8 protein-coding genes and 1 pseudogene are annotated in these 11,696 nt (G+C 73.0%); 7 read left to right on the forward strand and 2 right to left on the reverse strand.

Translation table 11 applies throughout. From position 1 onward, the window contains the following. Nucleotides 1-230 precede the first annotated feature (230 nt). The 3 genes from DKL51_RS24635 to DKL51_RS24645 all read left to right on the forward strand — a co-directional run bounded on the left by DKL51_RS24635 (nt 231) and on the right by DKL51_RS24645 (nt 5,747). Nucleotides 231-1,763 (forward strand): acyl-CoA carboxylase subunit beta, encoded by a 1,533-nt coding sequence (locus tag DKL51_RS24635; protein WP_109946671.1) that lies wholly within the window; start codon nt 231-233, stop codon nt 1,761-1,763. 69 nt (nt 1,764-1,832) lie between these two features. After that, nucleotides 1,833-2,987 carry an acyl-CoA dehydrogenase family protein gene (locus tag DKL51_RS24640; RefSeq protein ID WP_109965169.1) on the forward strand — a complete coding sequence of 385 codons (1,155 nt, stop codon included), beginning with the start codon at nt 1,833-1,835 and terminating at the stop codon, nt 2,985-2,987. Nucleotides 2,988-3,116: 129 nt separating this feature from the next. Continuing rightward, nucleotides 3,117-5,747 carry an ATP-binding protein gene (locus DKL51_RS24645; RefSeq protein ID WP_124812558.1) on the forward strand — a complete coding sequence of 877 codons (2,631 nt, stop codon included), beginning with the start codon at nt 3,117-3,119 and terminating at the stop codon, nt 5,745-5,747. A 216-nt stretch (nt 5,748-5,963) separates the two neighbouring features. On the opposite strand, the gene DKL51_RS24650 is transcribed toward DKL51_RS24645, so the two are convergent. Next, nucleotides 5,964-6,461 carry a MarR family winged helix-turn-helix transcriptional regulator gene (locus DKL51_RS24650; RefSeq protein ID WP_109946674.1) on the reverse strand — a complete coding sequence of 166 codons (498 nt, stop codon included), beginning with the start codon at nt 6,459-6,461 and terminating at the stop codon, nt 5,964-5,966. Nucleotides 6,462-6,561: 100 nt separating this feature from the next. Between DKL51_RS24650 and DKL51_RS24655 the strand changes: the two genes are divergently transcribed. Next, a complete protein-coding gene (locus DKL51_RS24655) occupies nt 6,562-7,143 on the forward strand; it encodes a YceI family protein (RefSeq protein ID WP_109946675.1) in 582 nt (193 codons plus the stop codon). A gap of 259 nt (nt 7,144-7,402) precedes the next feature. Beyond that, a complete protein-coding gene (locus tag DKL51_RS24660) occupies nt 7,403-8,881 on the forward strand; it encodes a glutamate-cysteine ligase family protein (protein ID WP_124812559.1) in 1,479 nt (492 codons plus the stop codon). A 152-nt stretch (nt 8,882-9,033) separates the two neighbouring features. Here the strand turns inward: DKL51_RS24660 and DKL51_RS36650 are convergent, their stop codons facing one another. Next, nucleotides 9,034-10,524 (reverse strand): hypothetical protein, encoded by a 1,491-nt coding sequence (locus DKL51_RS36650; protein WP_260428656.1) that lies wholly within the window; start codon nt 10,522-10,524, stop codon nt 9,034-9,036. Between the two features lie 120 nt (nt 10,525-10,644). On the opposite strand from DKL51_RS36650, the gene DKL51_RS24670 reads away from it, so the two are divergent. Continuing rightward, entirely contained in the window at nt 10,645-11,334 is a 690-nt protein-coding gene (locus tag DKL51_RS24670; RefSeq protein ID WP_109946687.1) for a PASTA domain-containing protein, read from the forward strand. 99 nt (nt 11,335-11,433) lie between these two features. Continuing rightward, nucleotides 11,434-11,696: pseudogene (locus tag DKL51_RS24675) on the forward strand (hypothetical protein); the annotation flags it as partial.

Below are 11,696 nucleotides of genomic sequence, written 5' to 3' on the forward strand. Positions count from 1 at the left end.
CCCTCCCCTCCTAACCGCCCGGGGCCACCGCGCCCCACCCCGCTGAGTTGATCAAGAGGTTTGCGTCCGGAATCCGGCCCGGGGTGGACGCAAACCTCTTGATCACCGTGGCCGGGATCGGTGCCGGGGCCGCGGGTCGCCGGGGTGGTCACCGATGCGCTAACCTAACGATCGTTCAGGTCAGTCGGTCCGCTCACGAGGCGGCCGGCGCAGGCGGCGAGGGAGTCGGCGTGACGCTCGACGGTGAGGCACTGGAGCAGCTGCGCAAGCGCGCCCGGGCCGGCGGTGCGGACAAGTACCACGCGGCGAACGCCGCCAAGGGGAAGCTCTTCGCCCGCGAGCGGGTCGCGCTCCTGGTCGACGAGGGTTCCTTCGTCGAGGACGGCCTCTACGCCAACGCCCTGGCCGAGGGCCTCCCCGCCGACGGCGTGGTCACCGGCACCGCCACCATCGACGGCCGCCAGGTCTGCCTGATGGCGAACGACTCCACGGTCAAGGCCGGCAGCTGGGGCGCGCGTACCGTCGAGAAGATCATCCGGATCATCGAGCGGGCGTACGCGACCGGCGTGCCGATGGTCTACCTGGTCGACTCGGCCGGCGCCCGGATCACCGACCAGGTCGAGCTCTTCCCCGGCCGCCGCGGCGCCGGAAAGATCTTTTGGAACCAGGTCCGCGCCTCCGGCTCCATCCCGCAGGTCTGCGCCCTCTTCGGACCCAGCGCGGCCGGTGGGGCGTACATCCCGGCGTTCTGCGACGTGGTCGCCATGGTGGACGGCAACGCCAGCATGTACCTCGGCTCCGACCGGATGGTCGAGATGGTCACCGGCGAGAAGACCACCCTCGAGGCGATGGGCGGGGCCAAGGTGCACTGCGCCGAGTCCGGCGTGGGGCACTTCCTCTGCAAGACCGAGGCCGACGCGCTCGACGTGGTGAAGCGCTACCTGTCGTACCTGCCGGCGAACTGGACCCAGCCGCCGCCGGTCGCCGAGGCCGTTCCCGCGTCGGAGAAGGTCGACCTGGCCGCGCTCGTCCCGGCCAGCGAGCGGCAGGCATTCGACATGCGCCGGTACGTCAAGGGTCTGCTCGACGAGGGCTCGTTCTTCGAGATCCAGGCGCTCTGGGCCAAGGAGCTGACCATCGGCTTCGGCCGGCTGAACGGCGAGGTCGTCGGCGTGGTCGGCAACAACTCGATGTTCAAGGGCGGCGTGCTCTTCGTCGACTCGGCCGACAAGGCGACCCGGTTCGTGCAGCTCTGCGACGCGTTCAACGTGCCGCTGCTCTTCCTCTCCGACGTGCCCGGCTTCATGGTCGGCAGCGCGGTGGAGAAGCAGGGCATCATCCGGCACGGCGCCAAGATGATCACCGCCATCTCCGAGGCGACCGTGCCGAAGATCTGCGTGGTGGTGCGCAAGGCGTACGGCGCGGGCCTCTACGCGATGGCCGGCCCCGGTTTCGAGCCGGACGCCACGATCGCTCTGCCGACCGCGAAGATCGCCGTGATGGGCGCGGAGGCCGCGGTCAACGCGGTCTACGCCAACAAGATCGCGGCCATCGAGGACGAGACCGAGCGGGCCGCGTTCGTCGCCGCCAAGCGCGAGGAGTACGAGCGGGACATCGACATCGTCCGGCTCGCCAGCGAGCTGGTGGTCGACGCGATCGTCGAACCGCACGAACTGCGCGACGAGATCGTCCGCCGGTTCGCCGCGGCCCGCGGCAAGGAGCGGCACTTCTCCAAGCGCCGGCACGGCGTCACCCCGGTCTGACCCGACCCGCCCAAGCGACCGCCCCGGCGTCACGAGCGCCCGGCGGACCCGTCCGTACAGGAGGAACCCATGGACTTCCGGCTCACCGAGGAGCAAGAGGCGCTGCGGGAGAGCGTGCGGGACTTCGCCCGCGAGGTGGTCGCGCCGGTCATCGCCGAGCACTACGAGAAGCACACCTTCCCGTACGAGATCATCCGGCAGATGGGCAAGATGGGTCTCTTCGGCCTGCCCTTCCCCGAAGAGCACGGCGGCATGGGCGGCGACTACTTCGCCCTCTGCCTCGCCCTGGAGGAGCTGGCCCGGGTCGACTCCAGCGTGGCGATCACCCTGGAGGCCGCGGTCTCCCTCGGCGCGATGCCGATCTACAAATTTGGTACTCGGGAGCAGCAGGCGCAGTGGCTGCCGAAGCTGCTCAGCGGCGAGGCGCTGGCCGGCTTCGGGCTGACCGAGCCGGGCACCGGCTCGGACGCCGGCGGCACCCAGACCCGCGCGGTGCTGGACGAGTCGACCAACGAATGGGTGATCAACGGCTCGAAGGCGTTCATCACCAACTCGGGCACCGACATCACCACGCTGGTCACCGTCACCGCGGTCACCGGTACGAAGCCGGACGGCTCGAAGGAGCTGTCGACCATCATCGTCCCGTCCGGTACGCCCGGCTTCACCGTCGCGCCCGGCTACTCCAAGGTCGGCTGGACCGCCTCGGACACCCACGAACTCACCTTCGACGACTGCCGGGTGCCGGCGGCGAACCTGCTCGGCCAGCGCGGCCGGGGCTTCGCCCAGTTCCTGCGCATCCTCGACGAGGGCCGGATCGCCATCGCCGCCCTGGCCGTCGGTCTCGCCCAGGGTTGCGTCGAGGAGTCCATCAAGTACGCCAAGGAGCGCCAGGCGTTCGGCCAGCCGATCGGCAACTACCAGGCGATCCAGTTCAAGATCGCCGACATGGAGCTGAAGGCGCACACCGCCCGGCTGGCGTACTACGACGCCGCCGCCCGGATGCTCGCCGGTGAGCCGTTCAAGCGGCAGGCCGCCATCGCGAAGCTGCACGCCAGCACCATCGCGGTGGACAACGCCCGCGAGGCCACCCAGATCCACGGCGGCTACGGCTTCATGAACGAGTACCCGGTGGCCCGCTTCTGGCGGGACTCCAAGATCCTGGAGATCGGCGAGGGCACCTCCGAGGTGCAGCGCCTGGTCATCGCGCGCGACCTCGGCATGTGAGGAACGGTCGACCCGTCCGGGCGCGTCGAGCCCGGACGGGTCGCGTTTCTGTCGGGTATCCGCAGCGGACCGTCGGCTGGACGACGCTCTGGTGCCGGCCGTCGCACCCGATCCGTACTCTTCGGGCCCATGACTCCGGATCATGATCGTTCGCCGAGCCCGGGCGGTCGTACCGGACTGTCCGAGCTGCTGCGGGGGCACCGGCTCGCCGCCGGCCTCACCCAGGCGGAGTTGGCGTCCCGGGCGGGCGTCGGCGTGCGAACCGTCCGGGACCTGGAACGCGGCCGCTCGTCGCGGCCGCAGCGCACCACGGTCGACCTGCTCGCCGACGCCCTCGGCCTGACCGCCCCCAGCAGGGCGGCCTTCGTCGCCGCGGCCCGGCCGTCGTCCGTCGCAGCGCCACGGCCGGCTGCTCGGAACCTTCCGGTCACCGCCACCGCCCCGGCCGGTGCGCCGGTCACGCTCCCGCAGCCGGTCCCGCTGGTCGGCCGGGACCGGGACGTCGCCGAGATCGGCGCCCTGCTGGCCGCCGACCATCCGGTGGTGAGCCTGGTCGGGCTGGCCGGTGTCGGCAAGACCGCGCTGGCCCTGGCCGTCGGGCACACCGTCGCCGCGGACCATCCGGGCGGGGTGGCCGGGGTACTGGTCGGCGAGGGGTCGGACGCGGGGGACGTGCTCGCCGCCTCGCTCGGGGTCTTCGGCGTCAGTCGGCTGCACGACCTCGCCGGCCGGCTCGCGGGACGACCGGCGCTGCTGCTACTGGACGCGGTGGAACGGGCCCCCGATCCGGTTGCCGAGGCGCTGCACCGGCTCACCGCCGCGGCACCGACCCTTCGGGTGCTGGTCACCGGCCGGCACCCGGTCGGACTGCCCGGCGAGCGGGTCTGGCCGGTGGCCCCGCTCGACGTACCGCCGGCCGGCACGGCCGCGGCGGATCCTGCGGAACTGGCCCGCTGGCCGGCGGCCGCGCTCTTCACCACCCGGCTCGCCCAGGTGCGCCGCGAGCCGCCCGCCCCGGAGGAGGTGCCGGCGGTCGCCGCGCTGGTCCGTCGGCTCGGCGGCCTGCCGCTGGCGATCGAGCTGATGGCCGCCCGTGGGCGGATCCTCGACGTCACCGAGCTGCTCGACCGGTACGGCGATCGGGTCCTCGACCTGCCCACCGCGGCCGGCACCCGGCCCGGGTGGGAACCGGCGGACGGCGCGGTGACCCTGCGCGAGGCCGTGGCCACCAGCTACCGACTGCTCGACCCCGCCGAACAGGCCGCCCTGCGGCGGCTCGCCGCCTTCGGCAACCGCTGGTCGATGGAGCTGGCGGAGGATCTGCTCGCCGACGACCACCGGGAGGCCGCCGACCCGGTACCGCTGCTGGATCGGCTGCTCGAACTGGGGCTGCTCAGCGTTCGCGGCATTGGTCCGCTCCGGTTCCGACTCGTCGACGCGGTCCGCGACTTCGCCATCGAGCAGGCGGCCGGCGCGGGGGAGCTGACCCGTATCCGGCGCCGCCACGCCGAGGTGATCGCCGGGCTGGTGGTTCGCACCGCGCCCAGCCTGGTCGGCCCCGAACTCGCGGCAGCGGTGCACGTCCTGGACGAGGCGAGCAGCGACATCATCGCCGCCCTGGCGCACGCCGCCGTCGACGACCCGGTCACCGCGCTCCGGCTGGCGGCGGCGCTGCCCCGGTGGTGGCGGCTCCGGGGGCGGGACGCCTCCGGGCGGCAGTGGCTGCGCCGGTTGCTGGCCGATCCGCGTACCGCCGACGCCGATCCGGTGCTGCGGGCGTGGGCGCTGCTCGGGGTGGCCCGCCTGGCGGCCGAGCACGGCGCCCGGGTGGAGGAGCTGCCCGCCGCCCGGGCCGCCCTGGCCGTCTTCCGGGATGCCGCCGACGTGACCGGGGAGCTCTCCGCGCGGACGGTGCTCTGCGCGCTGCTGCACGCCACCGGCGACCACGACGAGGCCCGCGAGCACGCGGAGGCGGTGGTGGAGCTGGCGACCCGGCACGGCCGGCTGCGCGACATGGCGGTCGCGCAGAACAACCTGACCTGGCACGACATCCGGGTGGGCGACCTCGCCGGGGCGCGGCGTCGGCTGGCCGTGGTCGACCGGCTGGCCGCCCAGTGCGGTGAGCAGCGGCTCCGGGTACTCGCCCGGGCCAATCTGGCCGAAGTGACCCGCCTGCAGGGCCGGTACGCCGACGCGGTGGCGCAGGGGCGCCGGGTCGCGACCGAACTTGCCGAGCTGGGCGATCCCGGCCACCGCCGACGGGTGCTCGGCACGGTGGGCCTGGCGCTGGCCCAGGACGGCCGCGCGGCGGAGGCGCTGGAGGTGGTGGCCGAACTGCGGTCGGCGGGGGCGGTGGTGACCGTGCCCGCCCCCCGGTCGGCGGAGTCGGCAGGTGGTCGCCGGGAGCGTGAACTGTCGGCCCGGTTAGCGGCCGTCCGGCCGGAGGACGCGGTCTGCGCGCTGATCGAGGGCCATCTGGCGTTGCAGCGGGACGACCGGGAGCTGGCGGCCGAGTGGTTCGCCGCCGCGGCCGAGGCCGCCATGGACGGCCAGGACCGGCGGGACGTGGTGGAGGCGCTGGTCGGGCTGGCGGCGAGCACCGCCGACGTGACGGTGCTGGAGCGGCTCGACCGAGCGCGCCGGTCGAGCGGGATCAGCCTGCTACCGCAAGAGGAGACGCTGCTGTACGCCTTGGTGGCCCGCCCGGAGCCGGAGGCCCGCCGGGACCGGATCGCGCCGGAGGGACCGGTCGCGCGGTAGACGGCGGGAGCGGGGTGGCGCGAGCGAAGAAGCCCCCTGGTGTTGCCCCTCGCTCATCGCTCGCGCCGGCACCCTTCGGTGCCCCCCCCGCTGACGGAAGACTAGCCGTTCAGGCCGGGTTATTTGGGCTCTTCTGCGGGCTTATGGACCGGTGCCGGGATGGTTCTGCCGGTCTTTCTGCCGGTGAACCGGGGGTGCCGGAGCGAGGTACCCGGATCAGCACCCGGTGGCAGCCGGTGTCGATTCGGTGCTGCCGGCGGTCGCGCCCGGATGGACGGCGTCCCGGACCCGGCGCAGACCGTCGAGCAGGGCCTCGAGAGCGGCCGGTTCGAGCTGGCCGGTGAACCACTGCTCGATGATCCGCAGGTGCCCGGGGAGGGTCTCGTCCAGTCGGGCCAGCCCGGTGCCGGTGACCACCGCGTACGAGCTGCGGCGGTCGGAGGGGCACGCCCGGCGGCAGAGCAGGCCGTCACGTTCCATCCGGTCCACCACCCGGGTAACGCCGCTGGTGGAGAGGGAGGTCTGCGCGGCGAGGTCGGTCATCCGCAGTTGATTGCCGGGCGAGCGGGCGAGGCGGGTGAGCACCTCGAACTCGACCGGGGAGAGGCCGTGCTCCTCGAACTGGGCGGCGAACCGGGCCGAGAGCCCGGCGCACGCCTCGAAGAGGAGGCCGATGGCGGTGATCCGGGGATCGTCGAACACGTTCTCGTCCACGCGCCCATCCTAGCAGTACTTGACACACGGAATATTGCTGTGCCTATAGTTGCTGTGTCAGCCGTTGGGCTACTAAACAATCTTCCTGGAGGACAACACCATGACCAGCAGCACCGGATCGGTTACCCGCGAGTGGAGCGGCCTCACCATCCCGGCGGCCGGCACCTACCTGCTGGACGCCGCTCACAAGCGGGTCGGGTTCGTCGCCCGCCACATGATGGTCAGCAAGGTACGCGGTGAGTTCGCCGACGCGACCGCCACGATCACCGTCGCGGAGGACCCGATGCAGTCCTCCGTCACCGCCACCATCCAGGCGGCCAGCATCAACACCGCCCAGGCCGACCGCGACGCGCACCTGCGCAGCCCGGAGTTCCTGGACGTCGAGAACTTCCCGACCCTGGAGTTCCGCAGCACCGGCGTGAAGTCCTGGGACGGCAACGAGTTCGTCCTCTCCGGTGAGCTCACCATCAAGGGCGTCACCCGCCCGGTCGAGCTCGAGGTCGAGTTCGAGGGCGTCGGTCGGAGCCCCTTCGGCCAGGACATCTTCGGCTTCTCCGCCACCACGGAGATCGACCGCGAGGAGTTCGGCCTGACCTGGAACGTCGCCCTGGAGACCGGCGGCGTCCTGGTGGGCAAGAAGATCAAGATCGAGATCGAGGGCGAGGGCGTTCGCCAGGCCTGATCTCCGCGCACGACCCAGGGGGCCCGCGCCGTCAACGACGACGGCGCGGGCCTCTTCGCGTACGCCGGATCGGGTGGGAATTGTCACGACTCGTGGATTCCCGCTGGTCGGGTGCGCCGCGTACCGGCTGGGTAGAGATGCCGGAGGGCGCATCGCGACGCCGAACTCTGGTCCGGCGATGGGAGCGCTTTTAACGTGGATGCTTCACAATGCGTTCCGGAACGATCCGGTTCCGTTGCGCCTCGCGCCGGGAGGACAGATGGGCAGAGACGTCGAGCAGGGCGCCTTCTCCCGGGAGGACCGGGTCCGCTACCGGCAGAAGGTGCGGCGGTGCCTGGACGTCTTCGCACTGATGCTGGACGACTTCGGCTTCGACGCCGACCGCCCGATGACCGGCCTGGAGATCGAGCTCAACCTGGTCGACCCGGTCGCCGAGCCGGCGATGCGCAACGACCAGATCCTCGCCGACATCGCCGACCCGCTCTTCCAGACTGAGCTCGGGCAGTTCAACCTGGAACTGAACGCCCCGCCCCGGCTCATCGAGGGCACCGGCTTCGCCGACTACGAGAAGGACCTGCGCAACAGCCTGACCCGGGCCGACGAACGTGCGGCGAAGTCCGACGCAAAGATCGTCCTGGTCGGCATCCTGCCCACCCTCACCGAGCGGCACCTGATCGCGGACAACCTCTCCACCAACGAGCGGTACCGGGTGCTCAACGACCAGATCGTCGGCGCCCGGGGCGAGGACATCGAACTCGACATCCGCGGCGTCGAGCGGCTGCAGACGCACAACGACTCGATCGCCCCCGAGGCCGCCTGCACCAGCCTGCAGTTCCACCTCCAGGTCGCGCCGGACAGTTTCGCCGACTACTGGAACGCTTCCCAGGCCATCGCCGGGGTCCAGGTCGCGGTCGGCGCGAACTCGCCGTTCCTCTACGGCCGGCAGCTCTGGGCGGAGACCCGGATCGCCCTCTTCGAGCAGGCCACCGACACCCGCCCCGACGAGCTCAAGGCTCAGGGCGTACGCCCCCGGGTGTGGTTCGGCGAACGCTGGATCACCTCGATCTTCGACCTCTTCGAGGAGAACGTCCGGTACTTCCCGCCGCTGCTGCCGATCTGCGAGGACGAGGACCCGGTCGAGGTGCTGCACGCCGGCGGGGTTCCCGAGCTGAGCGAGCTGCGGTTGCACAACGGCACCGTCTACCGCTGGAACCGGCCGGTCTACGACATCATGAACGGCCGCCCGCACCTGCGGGTGGAGAACCGGGTGCTCCCGGCCGGGCCGACCGTGGTGGACATGCTCGCCAACGCCGCCTTCTACTTCGGGCTGGCCCGGGGACTGGCCGAGGCGGACCGGCCGATCTGGAGTCAGCTCACCTTCAGCTCCGCCGAGGAGAACTTCCACGCCGCCGCCCGCCGTGGCATGGACGCCGTGCTGCACTGGCCCCGGCTCGGCGAGGTGCCGGTGACCAAGCTGGTGCTCGACGTCCTGCTGCCGAAGGCCGCGCAGGGGCTGGACCGGTTCGGCGTCGCCCCGGCCGAACGGGACCGGCTGCTCGGCATCATCGAGCAGCGCTGCCGTACCGGTCGCAACGGCGCGGTCTGGCAGACCGAGACGGTCTGGGCGGCCGAGCGGCACCGGGGCAGGGACCGGGACGCCGCGCTGCACCACATGCTCCAGCGCTACGCCGAACTCCAGCGCAGCAACGAGCCGGTGCACACCTGGCCGGTCGACTGACCGCCGGATCCGTGCCGCGCCGGCTCGGCCGAGGTACGGCGAAAACGCCGGTCGTCGCTGGTAGCTGAGCCGGACGGGTAGCCGGGTCGGGCGGGTGGTGGCCGGACCACCACCAGCAGCGCAGCAGGGGCCAAAGCCGGGGAAGCGGCCGATCAGCGGCCGCGGCGGCCCGGCCGGGTCTTCGGGCCGGTGGTCGGAGCCGTCGTCCCGCCGCGCGCCGGCCGGTCGACCGTGGTCGCCTCGACCGACTCCTCCGCCGTTTCCGTCTCCGCCGACAGCCGGCCGGTCGGCGTGCCGGTCGCGGTCGCGGCCGTGTGGTCGGCCGCCGTCCGTTCTGCCGCGGCCGGGGCCCTGCGGTCGGTGGCCGTCCGCTTCGTCGGCTCCGATGTCGGCTGGCCGGCGCGCTCGGGCGAGGTGCTGGGCATGGTTTCCGGGTCGACAGTCGGAGCGGTGGACTTCGGGCGACCGCGGCGGGCCGACGGACGGGTGGCACCAACTGTGGCCGGGCCGGCCGGTGGGGCGGGCTCCGCGACCGCCACACCCGTCGTCGCGGTGTCGCGCTTCGCTCCGGCAGATCGAGGGGCTGCCGACCCGGTTCCGGAGGTGCCCGCCTGCGCACCGGTCGGTGCCTCGTCGAGAGTCCTTGACCCACGGTCGGCCGGCGGCTCGTCGTCGAGCTGCCCCGGGTGCGCGGTCGGCAGGTCCTCCGGCTCGCCGGTGCGCTGCCGCGGAATGCTCACCCCGCCCCGTGCTGCGGCGGCGCTGCGGTCGGCCCGCTGGGCCAGCGCGGCCATCAGCACCGACCCGGCCAGTCCGACGATCACCGCGTACGGGGCGATGAGGTGGGCCGACACCTGCTCGGGGGCGATCGCCGCGAGCCTCGGCACGGCCAGCAGGTACGCCACCGCGACGAGCAGCGGGCCGGCCGCGCCGGAGGCCGCGGCCCCAACCCGCCGCTGCGGCAGCCGGGCGGTACGCCGGGCGGCCAGCGTGCCGATCACCAGCGCGGATCCCATCGCGAGGAGCGCTCCGGGCCAGTAGAAGTAGTCCCGGATCCAGAACCGGTCGCTGTCGGCGCTGATCTGCCAGATGCCGAGCTGGGCGCTGGTCAGACCGCGTCCAGAAAGCACCCCGTCGACCACGGAGACCACGGCGAGCAGCCAGAGCCAGCCCACCGTGGCGATGAGGTTGGTGGCAGCCGCCCGCGAGTGCAGCGCCCAGGTCGCGGTCAGCACCCCGGCCAGCAGCCCGACGCCGGCGTACCCGGCGGCGACGTTCTGTGGGGCGACGGTGTCCGGCACGGTGGCCGCCCGGGCCGGCACGGCGACCAGCAGCACGGTGATCAGCGCGCCGACCGCCCCGGCGACGGCCAGGGCGATCTTTCGCGCGGTCCCGCCGCGCTCGTCGTCGACGCCCCGCTCGTGCAGGCGCTGCGCGCAGACCGCGCCCGCGACGACGGACGTGGCGGAGATCCAGGTGGCCCAGGCGAGGCTCGCCACCCACGCCGCATCGACCGCGGAGACCTCGGCCGGCGTCCAGTTGATGATGCCCAGTCCGTAGCCGAAGCCCAGTTGGGCCGCGCCCGTACCGGCAGCGACGCCCATCGCGGTGGCGATGGATGCTCCCCAGCCTCGTCTGGCCATGCCGGGGAGCGTAACGTCCCGGGATCGGCGGGGCGAGTCGTGGCGGTATGCCGGGAACCCGCCGCGGCGGCGGGCTTGGCGGGGCCGGTTACGGTCGCCGGGGATGAGGCGGTGGACGCGATGACGGACGGATACCCCGGTCAGGGAACCGCAGCCGGGAAGGCGGACGGCCCGGCGCCGGCGCGGAGCCGGCTGTTGCTCGGCGGTGGCCTGGCGGTGGTGCTGCTGGCGGTGATCGGAGCCAGCGGCGGCTGGCTGCTGGCCGGCGAGGATTCCGCGCCGCCGGCCCCGCCGGTCGCGGCCGTCACCACCCCACCCGCCTCGACCGACGACACCTCGGCCGCCACCGACTCTCCGCGCAGCACGCCCCCGGTGACCGGTACGACGGGACGGACCAGCGCTGCCGGGCTGACCGTGCCGAAGCTGATCGGCACCGACTTCGTCGCCGCCCGCGCAAAGCTGCGGGAGCGGAAGCTCGGCTGGCGGTTGGTCTTCGGCGAGGGCAGCGGCCGGACCGTCGAGCGCACCTACCCGGAGGCCGGTACGCCGGTCCGGCGGGGCGTCACGGTGACCCTCTGGGTCGCCGGGCCACCGCCGCCCGTGGCGGTCCCCGACCTGATCGGCGACGGCTGCCACGACGCGGCGGACGACCTCGTCGAGGCGGGCCTGTATCCGCGCTATCGCACCGGCCGGACCGGTACGGTCCTCGCGCAGGACCCGACGGCCGGCAGTCCGGCCCGGTGGAACGACACGGTCGCCCTCTCCTGCGGGACCGAAGCCTCCCCGACGCCCCCGTCGCCCACGCCGTGATGGGCGGTTCGCCACGATGATCGGTGCCGATGGCCGCTCCGGCGGCTAGGTTGGACGGTCGAGGGCCAGGGCGCCGGCCCGGTGGTGGAGGGACGTGCGATGAGCGACGAGCGTCAGGAGCCACCGGCCGGGGCGAACGCCGACGCCACCAGACCGCTGCCGCCGGCCGGCGAGCCGGGCGACGAAACTCGTCGGATGCCCCGCCCCGACGAGACGGGGGCCGAGGACGCGACCGCCCGCCAGGAGCCGGTCAACCCGACCGCGCCCCTGCCGCCCACCCCGATCAGGGCGATCAGCAGCAGTGCGAGGATGCCCAGCAGGATGGGCATCCTCGCACTGCTGCTGATCGCCCTGATCGGGGT

The organism is Micromonospora globispora, assembly GCF_003857015.1.
Lineage (GTDB): Bacteria > Actinomycetota > Actinomycetes > Mycobacteriales > Micromonosporaceae > Micromonospora > Micromonospora globispora.